9 protein-coding genes are annotated in these 24,722 nt (G+C 71.0%); all 9 read right to left on the reverse strand.

Going from position 1 to position 24,722, the window contains the following annotated elements:
* Window positions 1-319: 319 nt before the first annotated feature.
* The 9 genes from G3I56_RS31525 to sbnA are packed head-to-tail and all read right to left on the reverse strand — an operon-like array spanning window position 320 to window position 24,697.
* On the reverse strand, window positions 320-1,573 hold the full coding sequence (locus G3I56_RS31525) for a cytochrome P450 (protein ID WP_164414942.1): 1,254 nt from the start codon (window positions 1,571-1,573) through the stop codon (window positions 320-322).
* Window positions 1,570-3,387 carry a non-ribosomal peptide synthetase gene (locus tag G3I56_RS31530; RefSeq protein WP_164414944.1) on the reverse strand — a complete coding sequence of 606 codons (1,818 nt, stop codon included), beginning with the start codon at window positions 3,385-3,387 and terminating at the stop codon, window positions 1,570-1,572. Before G3I56_RS31530 ends, G3I56_RS31525 begins: the two co-directional genes overlap by 4 nt.
* Before the next feature lie 44 nt (window positions 3,388-3,431).
* The gene (locus tag G3I56_RS31535) at window positions 3,432-5,747 is read right to left on the reverse strand and encodes a penicillin acylase family protein (RefSeq protein WP_164414946.1); all 2,316 of its coding nucleotides are present in this window, start codon (window positions 5,745-5,747) and stop codon (window positions 3,432-3,434) included.
* Window positions 5,744-12,139: a non-ribosomal peptide synthetase gene (locus tag G3I56_RS31540; protein ID WP_164414948.1), complete on the reverse strand. Its 6,396-nt coding sequence runs from the start codon at window positions 12,137-12,139 to the stop codon at window positions 5,744-5,746. The genes G3I56_RS31535 and G3I56_RS31540 overlap by 4 nt, the downstream gene beginning before the upstream one ends.
* Window positions 12,136-12,468, reverse strand: coding sequence for a phosphopantetheine-binding protein (locus G3I56_RS31545; protein ID WP_164414951.1), 333 nt, complete (start codon window positions 12,466-12,468; stop codon window positions 12,136-12,138). Before G3I56_RS31545 ends, G3I56_RS31540 begins: the two co-directional genes overlap by 4 nt.
* A gap of 41 nt (window positions 12,469-12,509) precedes the next feature.
* Window positions 12,510-15,692, reverse strand: coding sequence for a non-ribosomal peptide synthetase (locus G3I56_RS31550; RefSeq protein ID WP_164414953.1), 3,183 nt, complete (start codon window positions 15,690-15,692; stop codon window positions 12,510-12,512).
* A gap of 26 nt (window positions 15,693-15,718) precedes the next feature.
* Window positions 15,719-22,441: a non-ribosomal peptide synthetase gene (locus G3I56_RS31555; protein WP_164414955.1), complete on the reverse strand. Its 6,723-nt coding sequence runs from the start codon at window positions 22,439-22,441 to the stop codon at window positions 15,719-15,721.
* Window positions 22,442-22,495: 54 nt separating this feature from the next.
* Complete coding sequence (locus tag G3I56_RS31560; RefSeq protein WP_164414957.1) at window positions 22,496-23,680, reverse strand: cytochrome P450; 1,185 nt, start codon at window positions 23,678-23,680, stop codon at window positions 22,496-22,498.
* Window positions 23,681-23,692: 12 nt separating this feature from the next.
* Window positions 23,693-24,697, reverse strand: a complete 1,005-nt coding sequence (sbnA, locus tag G3I56_RS31565) for a 2,3-diaminopropionate biosynthesis protein SbnA (protein ID WP_164414959.1) — start codon at window positions 24,695-24,697, stop codon at window positions 23,693-23,695.
* Window positions 24,698-24,722 lie beyond the last annotated feature (25 nt).

Here is a 24,722-nt window from a genome sequence, read left to right on the forward strand (position 1 = left end):
GCCCCGCCGGGTTGCTGCCGGGCGGGGCGAAGTGCTGCCGGGTGGGAGATGAGGGTGCGTGGTGTGTCGCGGTTGCGGTGAACGGTGCCGGATCGCCGGGCTCCCTTTCGGGAAGGCGGCCCGGGACGCGCGCACCGTCTTCGGAGAGACCTCCCAGTCCCCGGCCGGAGGCGTCGACTACGACAGCTGTCCCGTACGGCAACGCCGGTCTCCAGGACCACGACCGGGTCCGAAGACCGACGTCCCGCAAGGCTCCGAGTCCAGGGACGGCATCCCCGCGTGGAAGGGAGCCTGGTCGTCGACCGGTGCTCACAGTCGTTCAGCGCTTGTGCACTGTCACCGGGAAGTGCTTGATGCCCGCGGTGAAGTTGGAGCACAGGTGCTCGGGCTTGCCGACGGGTTCGAGGTACGAGACCCGGTCGAAGATCTCGCGCAGCGCGATCTCCAGGCTGATCTGGGCGGCCGTGCCACCGATGCACCGATGTGGCCCGAAACCGAGGGAGATTTCCCGGTTCGGGCGTCGGTCGATATCGAAGCGGAAGGGGTCGTCGAAGACCTCCTCGTCCCGGTTGGCCGACGGTATCCATGCCGCGACGCCCTCCCCCTTCCGGATCCTGCGTCCGCGGATTTCGGTGTCCTGGACGGCGTAGCGCAGGAAGTGGACGACCGGCGAAGACCAGCGCATCGCCTCACGGATACCTGTCCTGAGGTACTGCGGATCGCCGGCCCAGCGCTCGAACTCGCCCGGGTGGTCCATCAGTTCCAGGAACGCGGAGGAGATCACGTGGCCGGTGTTCACGTTCGCACCGAGCAGCACGCTGTAACAGTTTGCGACGATCTCTCCGTTGGTCAGACGGCTGCCGTCCACCTCCATGGTCATCAGACGCCCGATCAGATCACTGTCCCCGAGCCCTGGCCCGGGATTCGTCCGCCGCGCGCGCACCTGCCGGGCAAAGTAGGCGAACAGGTCGTGGTGGGCCTGCTGGAGGGTCGCCTCCGGCGTGCCACCCTGCTGGAACTCGTGGTCGTCGGCGGCGATGGTCATCATGCCGCTGCGCACGAGCTGGGCGTGGTCCTCCTCGGGCAGCCCCATGAGGATGCCGGAGACGACCATCGGCAGGGCGGTCATCGCGGCGCCCAGGTCCCACACGGGTTCCTCGGTCATCGGGGCGAGCAGTCGCTTGATGCCCACCTCGATCCGCGGGATGTGCTTCTTGAGCGCGGCGGGCGTCATCATCTGGTGCAGCGGCTTGCGCACGTGCGTGTGTCGGGGCGGGTCACTCACCGCCATCTGGTGCCCGCCGGCCGGGTCGTCGGTGCCGAGTATCGTCAGCAGCCCGCCGCGCGCTGACGTGAAGACCGTGTGATCGGACAGGACACGGCATACGTCGTCGTACTTGGTCACCGACCAGAAGCCGCGGCCGTCCGGCAGGTCCTGCCAGAAGACCGGCTCCTCATGCCGGAGCGTGCGCCATATGGCGTGCGGGTCGCCGTTGCTGAACACCCGAGGGTCGTACAGATCGATTCGGTCGAGCGGAACCCGGTCGGCCGCGGTCGGCTTTGTGATCCTCACCGGGACACCGCCGCGCTCGCGACCAGTTCGTCGGCCGCGTCGGCGAACTCCGCGACGGTCGGGTTGTGCAGCAGGGCGCGTATGGGCAGTTCGACACCCAGAACCAGTTCGGTGCGGCTCATCAGGTCCATGGCCATCAGCGAGTTGCCTCCCAATTCGAAGAAGTCGTCCAGCACCCCGACGCTCTCGGTCCGGAGTACCTCCGCCCACAGGTCGCAGATCAATTGCTCAGTGGCGGAACGGGGCGCCACGTACTCGTTGTCGGCCTGGCGCGCGGTGTTCGCCGGCGTCGGCAGGGCGTCGGTGTCCACCTTGCCGTTGGCGGTCAGGGGGAACGCGCCGACCGGGATGAACAGGGCCGGGATCATCGGACCCGGCAGCGTCTCGCGCAGGCTCCGGCGCAGGGCGGCCACCAGGAACTCCGGGTCCTGCTCCAGCGAGGGATCGGCGATGACGTACGCGGCCATGCTGTTGCCGTGCACGGGATCTCGGCGGACCACGACGACCGCGTCCTGGACGCCGGGCCGGGCGGACAGGGCCAGCTCGGTCTCGGAAGGGTCGACGCGGTGGCCCCGGATCTTGACCTGGCGGTCGGAGCGCCCGAGGAATTCGAGGTCGCCGTCGGTCGCCCGCCGGACCGCGTCGCCTGTGCGGTACATGCGCGCACCGGGGACGTCCGAGCAAGGTGCGGGGAGGAAGGCCAGGGCGGTGGCCACCGGGTCACCGAGGTAGCCACGGCTCAGTCCCGCCCCGGTCACGAACAGCTGACCCCGATCGCCGGACGGCACCTCGTGCAGGTCGTCGTCGAGGAGGTGGATCCCGGTCCCCTCGACGGAGCGGCCGATGGGAACGGAGCCCTCTCGGATCCGCTCGCGAACGGTGTGGCAGGTGGTGAACGTGGTGTTCTCCGTGGGCCCGTACCCGTTGATCAGACGAATGCCGGGGAAACGCTCAAGGAAGCGATTGACGTGGGCGGGGTTCAGTACGTCCCCGCCGGCCAGCAGCTGGCGCAGCCCACCCAGTGCCTCCAGACGGTGGTCGACCATCTGGTGGAAGAGGCCTGCGGTCAGCCAGGCTGTGGTGACCTCTTCCTCGGCGAGCAGTTCGGCGAGTTCGTCCACGGCCAGGGGGCCCGGCCGGTGCACGACGAGCCTGCCGCCGTTCAGCAGGGCGGCCCAGATCTCGAACGTGGAGGCGTCGAACGCGACCGGCGACAGGTGCAGGAACGACTCGCCGGGGCCGGTGTCGGCGAACGTGCCCGCGACCAGCCGCGCGATGGCACGGTGCGGAACGGCGACCGCCTTGGGCCGGCCGGTCGATCCCGAAGTGAAACTCACGTAGGCGAGATCGCCGGGGACGATCCCGGGGGCCGGGGCGGAAGCGGAAGTGGGCTCGTCCGCCCCGGCAGGCAGCCTCAGGACGGACACCTCCGTCCCCGCACCGGAAGCGTCCGCGGGAGCGTCGCCGGTGACGAGGGCCATGGCGCCCGCCGCGGCGATCATCTCGGTCCTGCGGGCCACGGGTATGTCGGCCTCCAGGCCCAGATAGGCGCCACCAGCCTTCAGAACGCCCAGAAGAGCGGCGATGAGGTCGTGGCCGCGGTCCACACGGACCGCCACGACGGCATCGGCCGTGACTCCCAGGGCTCGGAGGCGGCGGGCAATCCGGTCGGACCGTTCGTCCAGTTCCCGGTAGGTGACGTGCGTCCCGCCGAAGGTGACGGCGTTGGCCTGCGGCCGCTTGCGGACCTGTACGGCGAAGAGCTGGGGAACAGTGCTCTCCCACCGTGTGTCGAGCTGGTTGTCGCGTGCCACGGGGTTTCCCTTCCGGCCACCGGTGCGGTGGTGGCCTGTGTAGCTCAGTTGTTCCTGCCTTGCGGCAGGAAAGTGGTGGACCACTTCTTGTGCCGATCGGTGAAATGTGGGCTCAGTGGATGCCCCGACTGGCCGCCGGGCACGTCGAACTCCGCGAAGCCGTCGGCGCGGGGGGTCAGGATCGCGCGCCCGGCCGCGGCGAAGCCGGGAACGCACGTCCGTACGCTGTGCAGGGCTCCGCCCTGGGGCCTCGCCTGCACCCCGAGCAGTGGGGCCGCCCACGGAGCGAGGCCTACGAGGGGGTGGTTCAGTCCTACGGCGTTGAGGTCGCCCCACTTCGGCAGGCGCCCCCGCCGCCCCTCGCGCGACAGGTCGGCGGCCGCCTGGAGGGCGCACCGGGCGATGAACCCCGGCCAGCCGTTCGCCTCTTCGTCCCTGGGCAGCAGAGACGGATCCTTGGACCCGACGATCTCCAGTACGGGGGTGTCGATCGCGCGGAACGCGTAGAGAAAATCGGGGTCGAGATCGCGGCACACTTCGAGATACGGGGAAAGCACCTTCCGGGCCAGGATTTCGCGGAACCGCACCAGGACGCCGAAGGCGACCGAGTCGACGTCGGCGGTGCCGTCCCAGGAGGCAAGGCTGCCCGCCAGGCCGCCTTCACCGAGGGACGCCACCGCGAGATCCCGGTACGGCACGTACAGGTCCGCCGTCGTGTCGTGCTGCAGCGCCCGCATGCCGTGCGCGTCGGGCCTCGTCTCCCGCGCCAGAACGGCGCGCACCCGCCGGGCGCGGTACCCCGGATCGAGGTCGTATCCGACGCGGAACGGCTTCTGCGGGAACACGGCGTCGTTCGCCGAGACGAGGAATCCGACGGGCGGGTCCACGAGGCGCGGGCGCTCCGGTCCGGTGAGATGGCCGGTCGGCGCGTCGGGGGAGTGGGCGGGCCGCCGCGGTAGCAGACCGGTGGCGAGGTGCGCCATGCGGCCGGCGGTGTCGGCGACCAGGACATTGAGCGCGATGCCCTCGGCGTCGTCCAGGATGCGGATGCTCTCCTCGACGTTCAGGGCGTGGACCAGCCGCTGGAACTTCAGGTCGCAGCTGCGTGGGTCGTGGCCCGTCCAGCGCACCGCGACACGCTGCCCGAGGAGGGGACGCGGCGAGACCGGCATGGTGCCGTCCCGCGCCACTTCGACAAGGTCGTCGTCGCGGCCGCGGACCCGGATTCGCTCGGTCCGGGTGGCGGGCTCCCCCTCCAGCGGTACGAGATCGAGGACATCGGCGCTGAGGTTGGTGATCCCCCAGGCGATGTGTCCGTTCGTCCCGGTGAGCACCGCCGGCAGACCGGCCGCCGCCAGTCCGCGCAGCCGGTGCCCTGGCCAGCCGACGTCCACCTCGTACAGCAGGTTGGGCAGGGTGAGCGTCAGATGCGGGTCACAGGCCAGGACCGGGCCGTCGGGGCCGCCGCGGATCCAGCAGTTGGAGCCGGCCACGGCCTGGCCGGTGGTGACGAAGTCGCCCCGCACCGGTTCCGCCGCGCGGTTGCGGCCCAGATCGTCGGGCAACGGCGGCTGTTGCAGGAGGTCACCTGGCAGAAAGAAGTTCGCGATGTGCGGCGGCAGGGCCCGGCGGATGACAGCTTCGGCACGTTTGGCCTGCTCGTTCCACGACAGCGAGTGGAACATGAACAGCTCGACCAGCAGACTGTCGCGCGGTGTCCACGGCTCCGGTCGGTAGGCCAGGAACCGGCTCTCGAAGGGCCGGCCGTGGTGCAGCTGCTCGGCGTTGACGCCCGCCGCGAAGGCGTCGAGCAGTTCCCGCTCGGGTCGCTCCAGAGCGGTCAGGGCCCGATCGGCCGCAGCGGCCAGGTCGAGGTGCCGGTGGTGCCGGTCGAGGGGGAGCGCGGTCCTGCCCCACACCTCGGCCAGGCGGCCCGCCGCCGTGCGCCGCAGCAAGTCGAGTTGGAAGGCCCGGTCACGGGCCATGACGTAGCCGAGTGCGTGCACGGCATCGAGCCAGGTGGGAGCCTCGATCCGGGTGACGCCGCCGTCAGCCGTCGTCAGCCGGGTCTCGCCCGTCGGGCCTGCTACGACCTGCTCGTTCGCCGCGTGAGGGCCGTTCGAGGCGAGCAGGGCGCGCACCAGGCGGAGCTCGACGGCGAGGCGGGCCCGGTGCCGCCACAGGCCGAGGCCCGTCACGACGGCTCCCACCGCGAGCACCGGGAGCACTGCCGATCGGGGGCCGACGACGCCGGTCGCGGCCGCCGCGCCGGCGAAGGCGATCGGCACCAGCGCGGCGCGGGCCGAGGGCAGCCGCCACAGCCGCCCGTAGCGGAGCCTGGAGGAGAGCCGGCGCGTCATGCCCGCGCCTCCAGGGCGCGTACGACCCTCTGGGCCGCGGCGACCACGTCGTCGAGCAACGCGGTGGCGTCCTTGGCGTCGAACACCTTCGGTTTGTACAGGAGTTCCAGCTCCAGTTCCCCGCCGATCGGGGTCACGGCGAGAACGAAATCGGCCGTGGTGGGGGCGACGGGCCGGCCGAGGGCGGGGTCGGAGGGGACGTACGGCGAAAGGCCGAGTCCAGAGCCCGGATCCGTCGGCCGAGCCTCCTCCTGCATGACGAGCATGACCTCGAAGAGGGCTCCGTCTCCTTCCCGCTGGGCGGAGCGGCCGCCCAGTTCCTCGAATACGTCCTCGAAGGGCAGCTCCTGGTTGTCATAGGCCTCGTTGCACGCCTGCCGGGCACGCAGGGCCAGTCCGGCCGCGTCGGTGTCCGCGTCGAGGCGCAGGACAACAGTGTTGGCGACCAGGCCGACGGTTTCATCGCTGCCGGGCTGGAGGCGGTTGGCCACCATGGTCCCGACCCGGATGTCGTTGCGGCCGCTCCAGATGGACAGGGTCGACGCGTAGGCGGCGAACACCGTCGTGAAGTCGGTGAGGAGGTGGCGCCGTCCGGCTTCGCGCAGAGCCGCCACCGTCGTCGCGGGAAGGCGGGTACGGCAGCCTGCCAGACGCAGGCCGTCGGCGAACCCGGCCCGTCCCTTGCGGGCCAGGAGGCTTTCGGGACCGTCCATGAGGGAGGGCCACGGGCCCGCCAGGCGCTCGGTCCAGTACGCCCGCTGCCGGTCGGCCTCGGGCGACCCCAGCCACTCGGCGCGCGCCAACTGCAGCTGTCCGGAGCCCAGCGGCGCGGGAGCGTCCGGGTGCCGGAGTCCCTCGGCCAGGTCCCGGTAGACGCGTGAGGCCTCGTCCAGCAGCAGTCCCATGGACCAGCCGTCGCAGACGATGTGATGCACGTTCAGGAAGATCACGTGCTCGTTGTCGGCCGTGCGGTGGACGATGACCCGCAGCAGCGGGGCGGAGTCCAGGGCGAACGGCTCGCGGGCCGCGGCCGCGACAGCTCGCTCGCAGGCGGCGGACGGGTCGGGCTCGCCGGACAGGTCCACGGTCTCGACAGCGATGTCCACGGTTGGCTCGACTATCTGCTCGGGGACGCCGTCGGTGGCCTCGATGCGCGTCCGCAGAGCCTCGTGCCGCCGCGTCAGGAGGGCGAACGTCTGCTCCAGCAGATCGATGTCGAGCGGCCCCGAGGCGCGCAGCGCGCCCGGCAACCCGAACAGCGGCAGGCCGGGCAGTCGCTGGGCCAGCAGCCACATCTGGTGCTGAGCGGCCGACAGCGGGTACCGGCGCGCGCCAGAAGACGGGACAGCGGCAGCTGTGGCCGGGGGCTCGGCGGACGCGGCGCCGGACGCCTGCAGCAGGAGGGCGAGCGCGGCGATGGTGGGGGCCTCCATGAAGGTGCCCATGGACAGCGCGCCGTGCCGCGCGCGCAGCCGGCTGACCACCTGCATGGCCGTCAGGGAGGAACCACCGACGTCGAAGAAACGGTCCCGGTCGTCGTAGTGTCCGTCGCCCAGGACCTCGGCCCACACCTGCCGGATCTCGTGCGCGAGATCCGCTGCGGCCCCCGTGAGCGGACGGCTCTCCTGGCTCTCGCGGTCGGCGGCGGCTACCAGGGCGGTCGGCGCCGTATCCTGCGGCCCGGCCTCGGGTTCGGCTCCGCGGGCCTGCTCGGCCACGCCCGGCAGGGTGGCTGTACGGCAGGAAAGGGACGGGTCGGCAGAGATGGCCGCAAGGACCCGGCGGTGTGCCTCCGCGGAGAGTTCGGCGGTGCGGCGGGTCACGGACGCGGCATCGTACTCGATGAGCAGCCGCAGTTCCTCGGTGCGTACGTCGACCGTGTAGTTGACTCCGAGCGGGTAGTGGTTCGACTCGATCTCCTGCACATCGAGGACCTCGACGCCACCGGCGCGCACGAGCGACTTGCTCGTGTGGAAGTCGGTGAAGTTGAAGTTGACGTCCAGGATGGGGCGGCTGCCGTGGTTCTGCTGGATCAGCGCGTGCGGGTACCAGCGGTGGCCCATCATGTCGATCTCCTCGGCGTGGATCTGCCGGGCGAGTTCGTTCCAGGACTGGGCGCCGAGCTGGATCCGCATGGGCAGTTCGTTGAGGAACAGGCCGAGCATGCGGTCGCTGTCGGCTGTCTCCGGCCGGCACAGCGACGTCAGGCCGGTCACCACGTCGTCGTTCCCGGTCAGCCAGGACAGCACCCGGAAGTGGGCCGCCTGGAGCAGGGCTTTGAGAGGCACGCCGGCCTGCTGTGCGGCACTGGTGAGCCGAAGGATGGTGCCGTCGGGCAGCTTCGCGTGCAGTTGCCGCATCACGGGCTGCGCGGGGCGGTCCGGAGCGAGCAGGGGTGCGGGATCGCAGGTGCGGGCGCGCCAGAACTCCCGGTCCGCGGTGTTCCCGGCAGCGCGCTGCTCCAGGTCGACGGCATCGGCGGGCGTGGTCTTCAGGGCGGGGAAGTCGCCCGCCTCGCCGTCGAGCCGGTGCATGTACCGATCGTTGAGGTCCTCGAAGAAGATGTTCACGGACCAGCCGTCGAGGATGGCGTGGTGGTGGCTGAAGACCACCTGGTAGTCGTCGGGCGAGCGGGTCAGCACGACGAGGCGGAACAGCGGCGGGTGGGAAAGGTCGAAGTCGTCCGCCGTCTCCGCCTCGACGACCTGCTGGATGCGTGTGGTCCGCTCCTCCGGCGGCAGGGCGCTGATGTCCTCGAACCGGACGGGTGCCGCGACTGGTGCGTGGACCTGCTGCATGGGTCCTTGGGCATGGCCGAGGTCGAAGCTCGTGCGCAGGGTCGGGTGACGATCCATCACGTCCTCGACCGCCGAGCGGAAGGTCTCGTCGTCCATCGGCCCGCCGACACGGTAGCTGAGCACTATGTGGTAGATGCCGGACTCGGGGGCGATCTCCCGGTGGTAGATCATGCCGCTCTGCAGCGCTGTCATCGGGTAGGCGTCGACGACGTCAGGGGCGAAGCCGTCGCCACCGCCCTGCACACCGGAGAACAGGACCCGGTCGGAGCTTCGCGGGGCGCCCTCGGCGAGTGGTGCGAGCCGTGCCCGGTCTGCGAGTTCACGGAGCTGCGGGGCGGCGTACACGTCCTTGACCTGCAGCGACAGACCGCGGTCGCGGGCGAGTCCGACCAGCCGGATGGCGCGCATGGAGTCGCCGCCGAGGGCGAAGAAGTCGTCGCTGAGGACTGTGCCGTCACCCAGGACCTCACGCGCCAGCTCAAGGAGCAGTTTCTCCTCATCGGTGACGGGCAGCGGAGCCGGCCTGGCGGGCGCCGCGGCGCGGTCGCCACCCGCGGCCACGGCGGCGCGGTCGAGCTTGCCGTTGACGGTGAGCGGCAGTTCCGGTGCGACGTACACCGTCTGGGGCGCCATGTAGACGGGTAGTGCGGAGCGGGCGTCCCTGAGCAGGTCGGGGACGGACAACTCGGCCGAACCGTCCGGGACGACGGCCGCGACGATGCGGGGGACGCCGTCCTCGTTGGCCACTGCGGCGGCCGCGGCGGCGACGCCGGGGCGGGCCGCGAGCGCGGTCTCGATCTCCGACAGTTCCACCCGGAAACCATTGATCTGCACCTGCCCGTCCTGTCGGCCCAGGTAGGTGAGGCCGGACGCCCCCCGCCGGCCGAAGTCTCCCGACCGGTACATGCGGGCACCGGGCACGGGGCTGTGCGGGTCGGGCACGAACCGCAGGGCTGTCTCGCGAGGACGTCCGATGTAGCCCAGGCTGACCTGGGAGCCGCCGATGTGGATCTCGCCGACGCAGCGGTCGAGGGCGGGGGTGCCGTTGCGGTGCAGGACGTGCAGTGCGGTGCCCGGCAGCGGGGTGCCGATCTCCGACTCGGCCCAGGCCCCCTCGTCGGGCCGCAGCCAGTGCCACGATGCGTGGACGGTGGTCTCCGTGGTGCCGTACATGTTCACCAGCCGGGTCTGGCCGCCGAAGGTCTCGTACCACTGTTCGTACAGACGCCGCTCAAGTGCCTCACCGGCGAAGATGATGAGGCGCAGATGCGCGGCGGCACCCTCCTGCCGGGCGATGGCGGGGAGCATCGCGGACAGCGCCGAGGGGGTCTGGCTGAGGACGGTGACGCGTTCCCGGCGCAGCAGCAGGGCGAACGCCTCCGGTTCGCGGGTGATCCACTTCGGTACGACCACGAGGCGTCCGCCGTGCAGCAGGCAGCCGAAGATCTCGAACACGGAGACGTCGAACGAGCAGGAGTGGAAGAGCGACCAGGTGTCCTCGGGGCCGAACCCGAAGGTGCCGCTCACACCGTCCAGCAGGCTCAGGACGTTGCGGTGGGAGACCTGGACGCCCTTGGGGCGGCCGGTCGAGCCCGAGGTGAAGACCACGTACGCGACCGCCGACGACGGTACGGGCGGCAGCGCAGCGCCGTCGGAACCCTCCTGCGCGAGTTGGGCCACCGTGACCCGGTCACGGTCGGGACTCGGCTCGTCCGTGACGGTGTACCGCACACCGGCGTCCGCCAGAACCTGCTCCGCGCGGCTCTGCGGCCAGGAGTCGTCGAGTACGACGCAGGCGGCGCCGCTCGCCATGATGCCGAGCATGGCGAGCGGCAGGTCGATGCCGCGGGGCAGGGCGATCGCCACGACGTCGCCCGGACCGATGCCGCGTCGGTGCAGGCCCAGACCTGTGCGGCCGACGTCCCGGTCGAGGTCGCGGTAGGAGATGGTGGCACCGTCGTGGCTGATAGCCACGGCGTCGCCCCGCTCCCGAGCGATCCCGGAGAGCCGGCCGACGAGTGTCTCGCCGTCCTGCGGCACCAGGTCCGGAGCCGCGCCCAGCGCACCGGCCGCGGCCTCTCCGAAGGGCGCGGCCGCCAGATCGGCGGCGGCCTGGTCCGGGGCCGCGCTGCCCCGCGCGAGGATCCGCCGGACCATCGCGACCAGGGCACGGACATCCCGCTCGCTCACGTTCTCCCGGTTGAACTCGACGTCGAGGCCGAGGGTGTCGCCATGGTCGCGGAGGAGGAAGTTCAGGTCGTACTTGCTGCTGGTCTGCGCCACATCGAGCCGGCCGGCGTCCAGTCCGTCGAACCGCGGCGCGGAGGCGTCGCTGCCCGCGTCGGTCAGGACGACGTGGAACGGCGTCCGTGCTGCCGTGTCCCCCGCGGCACTCGGCGCGGTCGCGTCGGCAGCCGGAAGAGCGTGACCGACCGCGCCGAGGACGGCTGTGCGGGTGCGCCCCACGAGTTCACGGAAAGTGGGGTTCCCGCTCAGGTCCATGCGGACGGGCACCATGTCGAGCAGCAGGCCGACGAGGCCGGCCAGTCCCTCCCGGTCGCGGCGGGCCACCGGTACCCCGGCCACGAAGTCGTCGCGACCGGTGTAACGCAGCAGGGCCGCGCAGACGGCGGCGGAGACCACGGTGAACGGGCTGGCTCCGCTGCGGACCGCCAGCGCCCGAACCGCCCCGGTAGTGGCGGCGTCCACAGGCGCGGAGACAACACCGCCGCCGGGTACGGGCTCCCTGGCCGGCGGCAGAGGCAGCGGCCCCAGCACGGCACCGTCCAGGCGGCCTTGCCAGTAGTCCCGGTCCGAGGAGGTGTCGGCGTACCGGTGGACGTCCTCCTCCCACCGGACGTAGTCGATCATGTCGATTTCGGAGGGCGGCGGGCCTGCGCCGACGCCGGTGCGGCTCGCGTTGTAGCAGTGCGCCAAGTCGTCCAGCAGGACGCCCAATGAGACACCGTCGGCGATGACGTGGTGCAGCACGACGAAGAAGACGTGGTCGTCCTCGGCCAGTCGGTACAGCGACTGCCGTACCGGAGGCGCGGTGTCCAGCGGCAGTCGGCGGGCCGCGAGGTCCGCACACTCGTCGAGGCAGGCGGCCAGGGCCGCGGCCGGGTCGAGGTCCGACAGGTCCCGGCGAAGCAGCGTCGGCTCGGCCGGCGGCAGGATGTGCTGCCTTGGCTCCCCCCGCTCCTCCTTGAACACCGTCCGCAGCGAGGGGTGGCGAGCCTGCAGACCGGTGAGCGCGGCGTGCAGGGCCGCCTCATCGAGTGAGCCCCGCAGGCGCAGTGCCCCGGTGAGGTTGTACGTGCCGTCGTCACGGAAGTAGTCCGTGGCCCATATCGTCTGCTGGGTCCACGTGAGCGGAGCGCCCCGCTCCCGGCCGGTGTCGTTGTGCGTCGGCCGGCGCGTCAGCCGGGAGCGGCCCGTCACCAGCGCCATCAGGTCGTCCCGGTGCAGTTTCAGCGCGGTCACCAAGTCGGGCGGCAGCTTGCCCGCCGGACTGCTGTAGCGCAGCCTGCCCTCGTCACAGTTCAGCGTGGCACCGAGATCGTCGAGTCGGCGCAGCAGATCGGGCGCGCTCACAGTTCCTCCTCGTACACGCCGGACGCGGTGGACGCCGCGGCGGTCGGCCGGGCCTCTCGCAGACGGTCGATCTCTGCTGCGATGCCGGCCACGGTGCCCAGGTCGAAGAAGGCCTCCAGTTCAAGGAACGTCCCTGTCCGGTCGGCGAGTTGGAAGACCGCCTGAGTGGCCATCAACGAGTGGCCCCCCAGCTCGAAGAAGTTGTCGGTCATCCCGACCTCCACTCCGAGCAGTTCGCACCACACCGACGCCACCAGCGCCTCGGTGCCGGTGCTCGGTGCGACCTGTGCCCGGTCCTCATGGGCGGTGTCCTTCGCGGTTGTGGTCATCGAGCTGTCCGTCCTCGCTTTGATGTCGCTCGTCACTGACGTCACTTCTCTCTGGTTGTGCCGGTGCGCAGGATCCGGCCTATGGCGGCGCTCCAGGCCGCCGCAGTCGATGCGTCGAGCAGTTCGGTCCGGTAGACCAGCTCAAGACGCAGACGGCCGTCCTCCCCGGAGACGTCGAGCATCAGATCGAGGTCCGTCGCCGGTTCCGCGATCTCGCCCGGCACGACCTCGACGCCGGGCAGCGACAGTCCCTTGCCCCACAGCCCCTGCTGAGTCGCCTTGACCTGGAAGAGCGGGAAGTGGCCCGCCCGGCGGGGCGGGTTCGCCACGGCCACGATCTTGTGGAAGGGCAGCCGGTCGTGTTCGTACGCACTCAGGCTCTCCCGACGCACGAGCTGCACCAGTTCGCCGAAGACCGGGTCCGGCGCCGGTGCCGTGAGCCGAAGCGGCAGCTGGTTGACGAAGGTGCCGATGAGGTCCTCGCTGCCCGGCCACGACCGGTTGGCCGAGTCGATCCCGATGACAAGGTCGCCGGAGCCCGTGAGGTCGCGCAGCACGGCGTACAGCGCGGCGACGACGACCATGAACGGCGTGGCCTTCAGGCTCCGGGCCAGCGCGGCCACGGCCCTGGTCTCCTCCTCGGTCAGCTGGTGCACGACGTTGGCGGCCGTGAAGTCGGGGCTGTCCGGCCGGGGCCGGTCCAGCGGCAGGGCAATGACCGGGGGCGCGCCGGCCAGCCTGCGGGCCCAGTGGGCCTCGGCCGCCTTGCCCTCCGGGCCGGCGAGCCACTGGCGTTCCGCGCCGACGTAGTCGCTGTAGGCGGACTGCGGCAGTGGCACCTCGGTCCGGCCCCGGGTCCATCGCTCGTAGTACGTGCAGATCTCGTGCCCGAGGGCGCGGAGCGACCAGCCGTCGGCGACCAGGTGGTGCAGGACAAGGCCGAGCACGTGCTGGTCCGGTGCCTGTTCGGTGAGCCGGGCTTCCATCAGGGGCGGCTCGACGGTGCGGACGGACAGGCCGGACCGCGGGATGCGGCCGTCGGCGGCTGTGCCGGAGGCACGGACGACTTCCAGCGGCACCTCGGCGTGCGGCCGAACCGTGGCGACGGGCAGGCCGCGCTCGCTGGAGAAGATGGTACGCAGCGGCTCGTGGCGCTGGGCCGTGGCATTCAGCGCGTGCTGAAGTGCCCGCAGGTCGAGCGGCCCGTTGAGTGTGAGGGAGAGGCGCAGGAGCAACGGAGGCCGCTGGGGATGCAACTGCTCCAGGAACCACAACCGCTCCTGGCCCGACGAGAGATCCTTCGCGTCCCGCGATGGCGCGACAGCGGGTGGCTGCACCTCGGCGGCCTGGAGCGCGGCGAGCAGGCCGCGGGGGGTCGGCGTGCCGAGGAAGCCGCGCAGCGAGGCGCCTCCGGCGTCGAACCGCTTGCGGGCAAGCGACACGACGGCCATGGCGAGCAGCGAGTCGCCTCCGGCGCCGAAGAAGTCGCCGTCGGGGTCCACCGCGGGGACGCCGAGGACTTCGGCCACCGTGGCGCAGACCGCGGCGAGGCGGGTGTCCTCCCCGCCGCCGGGCCCAGCGACGTCCGTACCGGCCGTGCCGCCGGGGCATGCCGGGTCCGCGCCGTGTGCCCCGGCCGCCGCTGCCTGCGGGAGCCGGGCCAGGGCCTTCAGGTCCGCTTTGCCGCTGGTGCCGGTCGGCATGCGGTCCAGGACGGTCAGTTCGTGGGGGACGAGCCAGCGCGGCGCGACCTGCCGCACCCGCTCCAGGAGACCGGCCGGCTCAGCCGTCGTCCCGGCCCGCAGGGTCACGAAGGCACGGAGCCGGTTCGCCACGAGGACACAGCCGGCGGCCGAGACCTCGGCGAGGCGCAGCAACTCCGACTCGGCATCGCCCAGTTCGATGCGATGGCCGCGCACCTTGACCTGCCGGTCTCCGCGCCCCGCGTAGCGGACGACGCCGTCGGCAGTCCGGTCGCCATGATCACCTGTCCGGTACAGACGGGAGCCGGGCACCACCGACAGGTGGTCGGGGACAAAGACCAGGGCGGTGCCCACCGGGTCCGCGATGTACCCCCGGCCGACAGCGGCCCCGCCGACCCACAGGTCGCCCCGCACACCCGGCCGCTGATGCCGGCCCTGGCCGTCGACGACGTGGACCCGGGTGTTGATGATCTCCCGCCCGATCGCGGGCCAGGCCTCGGCCACGCAGTCGGCCTCGGTGACGAGGTGATGGGTGACGTCGTCGGAGCACTCTGTGGGCCCGTAGGCGTTCAGCAGGCTCGCGCCCGGACCGCGGCGGTGCCAGCGCAGCCCCAGGGGGCCGGGCAATGCCTCCCCGGTCGCGATGAGCATGCGCAGCGAGCTCAACCCCTTGCCGGTCCGCTCGTCGTCCTCCATCTGGTCGAGAACCACCGCGAGGAAGGACGGCACGATTTCGAGGACGGTGATCGCGTGGCGTTCCACCCACTGGGCCAGTGGCCCCGGTTCGGCCAGATCACCGGGTGTCGCAATGCAGACACGGGCACCGACGGTCAGCGCGGTGAGCGCCTGCCAGACGGAGATGTCGAAGGACAGCGGCGCGGTGAAGCCGACGACGTCCTCGGGGCCCAGGCCGAGGTCCAGCACCTTGGCTGCGGAGTGGTTCGCCATCCCGCCGAGCGTGACCATCGCGCCCTTGGGCACCCCCGTGGAGCCCGAGGTGAAGATGACGTAGGCAAGTCCGTCCGGGTGCCGTTCGCCGGGCGCCGGTGTGCCGGGCGATACGGCGGCCTCCGTCCCGGCCTCCTGCTCCGCCACACAGATGTCGGGTGCCCCTGGGCCCCTGAACCCGGCCGCGATCTCCGCGGCGAACGCCCGGTGAGTCTGCTGGACGAAGAGCACGCGGGGTCCTGCCCCCCGGCACATCTGCTGTGCCCGGCGCAGCGGCGTGGCCGGTTCGACGGGTACGAAGGCGGCGCGGGCACGCAGCACTCCGAGCAGCATTGCCACGTAGCCCGCGCTGCGGTCGGCGATGACCGCGACGACGGTCTCGGGGGCCGCTCCGTGGTCCCGGAGCGCGGCTGCGTGTCCGCGGGATTGTGCGTCGAGCTGTGCGTAGGTGATCCGGGTGGTGTGGTCCTGGACGGCGACCGCGTCCGGGCGCCGTGCGCACTGGGCGTCGAACAACGCAAGGACGTCCTGGACGGCGGTCACTGGTGTGGTGGGACGGATGTGTCGCGCCACGGGTGTCTTTTGTTCCCGCATGAAACTCAGGTCCTCTCGGCCAGGGGTGCGTGGGCGCGCGTGAGCAGTTCCTCGATGCGGGAGCCGGGGGCGGCGGCGATGGAGTGGAGCGCCTCGCGCAGGTGCGCGGCGAGATCCTCCACGTCGGACGGCGCATACCGTTCGGCCGCGTAGCGGTAGGCCAGGCGGTAGCCGTCGCCGTGCGCTTCGATGTCGATCGTCAGCGGATAGGGGGCTTCGCCGGTGCCGGCCTCCTGGAGGTCGGTCGTCAGTCCCTCGAATCCGCCGGTTTCTGCGGCGGACGGCTGCATCACGAGCATCACCTCGAACGGAGATCCGTCGCCGTGGGGCGCAGTCGGCAGGCAGGACGCGATCTCCTGGAAGGGCACGCGGCAGGCCCGGTAGGCGCGCAGCGCTCCCTCCCGTGTGCGCTGGAGTGCCTCGTCGGCAGTGTCCGCGGGCGAAAGGTCCACGGCGAGGACCGATACGTTCAGCAGGGGCCCCACCACACGCCGCCACTCCGGCCGGTCGCGCTGGGCGACGACCATGCCCAGCAGGACGGACTGCCGGCCGGCCCCGCCCGGGTTCGACAGCACGGTCAGCGCGGACAGCGCTGTCGCGAAAACCATGTAGGGGGTGGTTCCGGTACGGCGAGCGGTAGCGCGGATCTTCTCGGCGAGGGCGTCGTCGATCGGGTCGGCGTACCGCCCCGCCCGCGTCGCGGCGGACGCGGCCGGTGCGCCTTGCTCAGCCCGGGACACGAGCGGTGAAAGCACCACGGGCCCGTCCCCGAGGCCGCTCCACGTACGGGCGGTCTCGTCGGGGTCACGGCGTTCCAGGTAGCCCTGTTCCTCGTGGCAGTAGTCCGCGAAGGAGAACTGTGCCATGTCCCGGGCCGGTGCGTCCGGCTCGCGCAGCCAACGGTTGTAGCAGGCGGCCAGATCTTCCAGGAAGACCGACAGCGACCAGCCGTCGCACGCGATGTGGTCGATGGTGACGAGCAGGCGCCACTCCTGCGCGCCGAGGCGGGCGAGGACGGCCCGGAAGGGGAACTCCCGGCGCAGGTCGACCGGCCGTGCCGCTTCTTCGGCCACCATCCGGTCGAAGACCATGTCACCGAACTCCGCCACCGCACCGCGCACGTCGAGCCGAGGCAGCTCGAACGCCTCCGGGGCCGCGGCAGTCCACCGCAGCACGCCGTCCGCCGAGGAGAACCGGGCCAGCAGGACGCGGTGGCGGGCCAGCACCTCGCGCAGTGCGGCCTCCATCGCGGCCTCGTCCAGGTCGCCGCGCAGCCGCAGCACGCCCGGCATGCTGTAGGTGGAGCTGTCCGGGTCCATCTCGCGCAGAAACCAGAAGCGCTGCTGCGCGGCGCTCGCCGGCACGGGCTCGTCGGGCGAGGCGTAGGCGTTACGGGCGCCACCCGCGAGCGCGGTCGGCTCGGCATGCCGAACGGCGGTCACGAAGTCGCACAGCCGGGGATGGCTGAACACCGTGCCGATCTCCAGCTCGACGTCGAGCGCCTGGGACACCCGGTCCACCATGCCGACGGCGAGCAGGGAGTGGCCGCCGAGCTGGAAGAAGCTGTCATTCCAGGACACGTCCGGTGTACCGAGCACATCGGCCCACGCCGCCCGCACGACCGAGGCGACCGGGTCGTCGAGCCACTCGGCCCCGTCGTCGGCGGACGGAAGGGGTCCACTGTATTCGAGTGACCGGTAGTCGATCTTGCCGGTACCGGTGCGGGGCAACTCGGGCACCTCCACGAGCACGGTGGGCACCATGTGCCGAGGCAACCGATCCTCGAGGGAGGCACGCAGCAGCCGGTCCTCGGACGCGTCAAGAACAGTGGGTACCTCTGTGAGCCGGTCGCGCAGGACCACGTGGGCGACGAGGAACTCTCCCGTCCTGCCGCCGGTGACCTGCACGGCGCCGTCGACGACCTGTTCACAGTCACGTAGCGCCGCCTCGGCCTGCAGGATGTCGACCCGCAGTCCACGGATCTTGACCTGCCCGTCGTTACGGCCGTGGAACTCTACGTCCCCCGAGGACGTCACCCGGGTGAGATCGCCTGTGCGGTAGAGCCTGGCACCGGGCGTCGCGGACCAGGGGTCCGGTACGAATGCCGCTGCCGTCCGGCGCGGATTGCCGCGGTAGCCCCGCGTCACGCCGCGGCCACCGGCGTAGAGGGATCCCACGACGCCGACCGGCACGGGGTTCAGGTCGTCGTCGAGGACCAGCATGGTGGAGTTGGCGAGTGGCCGGCCTATGGTCACCGGAGGCACTCGCGCCCCGTGTGCGCTCAGCGCGATGCTCACATCGTCGGTGCACTCGGTCGAGCCGTAGGCGTTGTACAGCGGTACGGCCGGCATCTCCCGGCCCCAGCGCGGCGGAAGTTCGGCCGTGAGCGGGTCACCGGTGGCGACCATGGCACGCAGTCGGCCGAAGTCGTCGGCGAGCCCCGCGTCGAGCAGCGCGGCGATGGCGGACGGAACGAGTTCGAGGACGGTGACCCCGCCGTCGAGGGTGGCGCCGAGCAGCGCGCGCGGGGACAGCGAGACGGGTTCCGGAATGATCCGGGCACTTCCGCCGACCAAGAGGGGCGCCATGAACTGCCAGATCGTCAGGTCGACGGTCACCGGAGCGGTCTGGCCGACGCAGTCCTCCGGACCGAGCCCGAAGTGCTCGATCATCTGCCACAGGTGGTTGTGCACGCCGTCGTTGGTCGCGACGATCGGCTTCGGCGCACCCGTGGATCCAGAGGTGTACACGATGTACGAGGCGCCGTGCGCGGGACGGATCCGTGCAGCTCGCTTCTTGCTGCTCCCTGCGGTCAGCTCGGCAAGGTCCAGCGGATCCGGCGCCCTCTCCGGGCGGAAGGCGGTCAGGGCGTCGGCGAGGAGCCCGTGCGAACGCTCGTCGGCGATTGCGGCCACAGGGTCCACGGCGGCGGCCATGTCGGCGGCGCGACGGGGCGATTCGGTGGGGCTGATGGGGACGTAGCAGCCGCTGGCCTTGTGGATGCCGAGGACTGCGACCCAGTAGCCGGTGGAGCGCCGGGCGCACACCACCACGTTGTCGTCGATGCCGACGCCCCGGGCGCGCAGCCGCGCCGCCACGTGGTTCGCCCGTGCGTCCAGTTCGGCGTAGGTCAGCCTGGTGGTTCCGTCATCGACGGCGAGAGCGTCGGGCCTGCTGTCGGCCAGTTCTTCGAAGACGTCCAGATAGTCGGCCGGCCGCTCCGCGCTCGGCCCGCGGCCTGCGTCGACCCGCTCCCGCATGTCATCGGCGCTCAGCAGCGGAAGCCTGCGTACCGCGGTGCCGGGAGCGGCGCCGACGGCGTCGAGCAGGGTCAGGAAGCTCGTACGGATCCGGTCGGCCAGATCATCTGGCACTGTCCGCGGGTCGTACTGGAACTCGAAGTCGAAGGCGCCTTGCCGTGCCAGGACGTTCAGGCAGAGGTCGGACTGCGTGGTGAAGTCCGGGACCGGGTGCCCGTGCAGGGCGGCGCCGTCGGCGCCAAGTGGGAGTGAGTGCCCGGGGTCGCCCAGTACGACGGCCGCGGCACTGCCCGTACCGCCGGGCAGCGGTGCCGAGTAGTAGGAGAACATCGCCCTGAACACCGACGCAGCAGGGTTGTCCCGGTCCGGGTTCGCCAGCCGGGTGATCTCCGGCAGCGGCAGGTCCTGATGCTCCATGACGTCGAGGACCCGCTGCTGGGTTCGAGCGGCGAATGCGGCGAAGCCGTCCGTGGCCGCGTAACGCGAGCGTACCGGGACGACGTTGACGAGGTATCCCACCCAGTCGGCGAGCGACCGGTGCCGGGTCGACGCCGGCACCCCGACGACGAGGTCGGGTTGGCCGGAGAACCGGTGCAGCAGTACTTGGAAGGCGGAGAGCAGGACATTGTGTGGGGTGAGGCCCGCTTCTCGGGCGAACGCAGTGAGCCGCGCGGTCAGTTCGCCGGATGCCCGGAAGGTGTGGGAGGCCGCTGTCCGGTCGGTCTGAGGCCACTCCGGTGACGGCAGGGTGAGGGTCGGGAGGTCGCCCCCGAGTTCGTCGCGCCAGAAGGCGGTCAGCTCGTCACCGCGTTCGCTCAGGACGGCGCGTTCCCGCTCGGCGGGCGACACGCACATCACCGGGCGGATCGCCTCCGGGGCATCGTCGGCGCCGCAAGTGTAGGCGCGGGCCAGGTCGTCCACGACGGTCCCCAGGGATGACAGGTCGCACACGATGTGGTGCAGGGACAGCACCAGCAGCCAGTCCTCCGGACGCCTCAGCAGGGCCGCGCGCAGCAGGGGGACGTGCTGCAGGTCGAAGGGGGCCGTGGCGAACTCGCGGTGCCACTCGGCCTGTTGGTCCGCAGTCCAGGTGCGGGCGTCGAGGCGCTCAAGGGCCGTGACCCGGTCCGCCCGGACGACACCGTGCGGCTCACCGTCCACGGTGCCCACGGAGAGCCGCAGGCTGGGGTGGCGGCGTACGACGGAGGCCACAGCGCCGGCGAGTCGGCCGGGGTCGATACCGCCGGTCAGCCGGAAGGCCCGGGTCACGTTGTAGCCGAAGCCGTCGGGGTAGGCCCGCTGGAGGAACCAGAGCGAGCGCTGAGCCGTCGTCAGTTCATAGGGCGCGTCACCGCTCTGGGCCGGGCCTGCCTCGACGGCATGGCCGGACGCGTCCGGTTGCCCGGTGGGGAGTGCCGCTCGCTGTTCCTCCGCGAGGCCGGCGAGTTCCCTGACGGAGGCGGCACGCAGCAGGGCGGTGGGGCGCAGCGCGACCCCGAGTGCTTCCTCCAGCTCGCCCTGGAGCCGCACCGCCTGCATGGAGTCCAGGCCCAGCTCGATCAGGGACTCCTCACCGCTCGGCCGCTCGGGCAGCCGCAGCAGAGCGACGAGGTGGTCGCGAAGCGCTTCCGTCAGGGTGGCGGCCCGGTCGGCGGGGCCGCCCCGCACACGGCCGTAACCGGCCGACGCGAGATGCGCCGCGAGACCCGCTTCGCTCGGCGGGACAGGCTGCTCGATGTCCGAGTGCAGGAGGCGGAGTTCCCCGGCGAGGAAGAGCTGCTTGGTCGCCTGGCGCTGGACCTTGCCGCTGGAGGTCTTGGGCACGGTACCGGGCGGTACGAGCAGCACGGTGTGGGCGGCGGCGCTGTGGATGCGCGACAGAGTCCGGCGGATCCGGTCCGCGATCGCTCCGTACGCTTCCGGCGGAACCTCCCTGCGCACCTCCTGGCAGACGACCAGGTCCTCGTCGGGCGCGTTCGTGACGCCGAAGACCGCGCAGCAGCCAGGACGCAGGCCCGGGTCGCACACGGACACGTCCGCCTCCAGGTCCTCCGGGTACAGATTGCGGCCGCGGTGGATCACCAAGTCCTTGCAGCGGCCCTGTACATAGAGGTGGCCGCTGTACAGGAACCCGAGGTCTCCGGTGCGCAGATACTGCTTCTCCTCGCCAGGGAGGGCGATCCGGAAGGTTTCCGCGGTGCGGGCGTCGTCCTCCCAGTACCCGGCGCCGTTGCTGTCGCCGGCCACCAGGATCTCGCCGGTGACACCCTCACCGACCGGTTCGGTGGTGGCCGGGTCGACGACCCGGACGGACGCGTGCCGCAGCAGCCGGTAGGCGACCAGCTCCTGAGCGTCCGGATCGTCCTGCGGCACCTCGACGGCCCGCCCCGCCTCCAGCGACGCGGACGCGAATGCCTTGTTCTCCGTCGGGGCGGGTGAGGAGCCCGCCACGAGAAGCGTGCCCTCGGCCAGGCCGTAGCAGGGCAGGTGGGACGAGGGTCGAAAGCCGGCCGAGCGGAACCGCTCGTCGAACCGCCGCAGGGTACGGGGGAAGACCTGGGCGGCTCCGTTGAAGGCAACGCGCCAACTGCTCAGATCCAGGCCGGACAGCTCCTCGTCGGAGACCTTCCGCGCGCACAAGTCGTAGGCGAAGTTCGGGCCACCGCTGATGTCGGCTCGTTCCTGGGAAACCGTCTCCAGCCAACTGGCGGGCCGCTGCACGAAGGACAGCGGTTCGAGTACGAAACCGGTGGCCCCGGCGTACAGCGGTTGGAGCATTCCGCCGATGAGCCCCATGTCGTGGTGCAGGGGCAGCCAGCTGACGATCCGGGAATCCGGGCGCACCCCGAACGCCTCGCCGATCGCCGCCTCGTTCGACATCAGGTTCTTGTGAGTGACCACCACTCCGCGCGGGTTGGAGGTGGAACCTGAGGTGTACTGGAGAAACGCGATGTCGTCGGAGGAGATGCGACGGGGGAGGCCACGGGTTCCGCCTGTCCCGTCTTCGACGCCTGCGGTGGCATCGACACTGTCGAGGGCGTCGACCAGGAGCCACTCGTACGTCCGGCACAGCTGCTGCATCTCCGGAGCACCGGATGCGGCGAACTCGTGGACGAATGACAGTGACACGATCTGCGTGACCCCGCAGTCGCGGGCCACGTTCACCACGCGGCGCAGGGCGGACTCGTCGACCGGGATGGGTACCGGAACCGCGATCACGCCCGCGGCCAGACAGGCCAGGAACGACACGGTGAACTCGGGTGCGGCCGGAAAGAGCAGCAGCGCGCGCTCGCCACGTCCCATCCGTCGTGCCAGGACGCGTGCGAGCGCCTCCGACTGCTCGACGACCTCGCCATACGTCAGGACGACTCGTTGCAGCCCCAGGTGCGCGGGGGCGAATGTCAGCGCGGTGCGTGACGGCTCCCGATCAGCGTGCGCCCGTATCCGGGCATTGAGGTCATCGAACATGGCGGATCTCTGTCTCCCTGGTTCCCGGGACGGCTGGTGCGGGTGCGGAGGGCACTACCAAGTGGCGTTGACCATCAGGGTGGTGGCGCCGAAGGAGATGCGGGGGTCGAGGAGCTTTGACCGCTCGTGGTCGACGGTGATGCCGCGCGTGCTGCGCAGGAGGTGCTCCATGGCGAGCGAGCTCTCCATCCGGGCCAGGGATGCCCCGAGGCAGAAGTGGATCCCGTATCCCAGGGCGACATGCGGGTTGGGGTGGCGCAGAGGGTCGAAGGTCAGCGGGTCGGAGAACTTCGCGGGATCGAAGTTGCCGGCGGCCAGCCACACGGAGACGTCGTCCCCTTCGGAGAGTTCGTGGCGGCCGAGGGTCACAGCCCTGGTGGTGAGCCTGGCGACTCGCGTGGTCTGGGCCCGATAACGGAGGACCTCGTCGAGGGCCGTGCCACACAGGTTCGGGTCTGCGCGCAGCAACTTGTCGGCGGCCGGGTTCTGGTCCAGGCAGATGACGGCGTTCGCCAAGGTCAGTGTGGGCGTCTGACCGGTGAGCAGGAGCAGGGTGACGAGCCCCATGATCTCGTCGTCGCCGAGCGTCTCACCGTCGACCTCCGCCGCGGTCAGACGCGTGATGAAGTCGTCCTTGGGGTCGCGGCGCCGACTGCTAACGAGTACCGCGAGGTACTGCTTGATGTCCCGTGTGTAGCCGACGATCTTGCGGAGCACGTTCTGTTCGACGGTGGGATCGGCCAGTGACATCAGTGCCGCGGACCACTTCCCGAACAGAATCCGGTCGGAGTCCGGGATGCCCAGCATGTTCGCGATGACGGCCTCCGCGATGGGCGAGGAGTACTCGTCGATGAACGAGAAGTGCTCCTTGCCCTCGATCTGCCCGAGGAACCGCTCGATCGTCGAGACAACCATCGGCTGCAGGCCGGCGACATAGCGGGCGGTGAACGCGTGCCGCACCAGGGCGCGGAGCTGCGGGTGGCGCGGCGGGTCTATCCAGGACAGATTGCCGGTCCGGAAGAGCTCCATCGGTGAGCCCTCGGGCACGTCCTTGGCCACGGAGTTCGAGAACGCGCCGTGATTGCTCAGTGCCTCCACGCACTCCGCGTGTCCGAAGATGTGCCAGCCTCCGTGCGGATCGCGCTGCACCGGGTCCAGGGCCCGCATAGCGTTCATCCAGGTGATGAACTCGCTCTCCGTGTTCGGCGGGCTCGTCCACTGCGCTGTTTCCGTCACCATGGTTTCGCTCCTTCAGCGTGGCAGGGACAGCTCCACCTCGGGGGCCGCAGGCAGCGGTCCGGGGGAGCTGATGTGCGTGGCGACCCAGTCGGGGTCGTAGACCGTGTGGCGGTAGGGTCCGCCGCCGTCCGCGCACAGGAAGGCGACGGTCGGCGGCGGGCCCCGGTAGTGCTCGAAGTACCGGTTGATCGCGGCGTAGACGCAGCCCGTCGACCCGCCCGCGTACACGGCGTGTTTACGCAGGAGTTCGCGGCATCCGGCCACCTCGTCCCACTCGGATACGGTGACCACGTCCGTGATCACCGCATGCTCCACAAGCCGCGGCCGGATGGCGGAGCCGATGCCAGGGATGAACCGCGGCCCGGGCGGCCCGCCGAAGATCACCGATCCCTCAACGTCCACCGCGACGACCCGGGTGTGCGGCGATGCTGCGGTGACTCTCTGGGACAGCCCCGCGATCGTGGCACCCGTTCCCACTCCGACGAACAGGTGGTCGATTTTTTCGAGGGACTCGACGAGTTCCCGGCCCGTCATCTCGAAGTGGCCCCGCGCACCATCGGGGTTGGCGTACTGGTCGGGCCAGTACGTGCAGCCGATCTCCTCGGTCAGCTCCGCCACTCTGCGCAGCCGGCTGCGCAGGAAACCCCCGGCGCCCTCGGGCTCTTCCACCTTCTCGACCCGTTCGCACAGGTGGCGCAGCTTGGCCTCGGTCGCTTTGTTGACGTTGGGGTCGAGCACCGGGATGAACGTGATGCCCAGCCAGCCGCAGAAGAGCGCCAGCGCGAGCGCGAAGTTGCCGGACGAGGACTCTACGACCGTGGTGCGGCGCGTGATCTCCCCGCGGCGCACGGCCTCGCGAAGAATCCAGTACGCCGCCCGGTCCTTCACGCTCCCACCCGGGTTCGCGCTCTCCATCTTGGCGTACAGCGCGACCCGGGGATGGGGCAGCCGCACCAGCTCCGTTTCGGCGAGGCGGCCGCCCAGGGACTGCACCTTCGTCCAGAGATGCTGGTCCACGGCTGCGGCGCATGCACTCGGATTC

This window comes from Streptomyces sp. SID12488 (assembly GCF_010548275.1).
GTDB lineage: Bacteria > Actinomycetota > Actinomycetes > Streptomycetales > Streptomycetaceae > Streptomyces.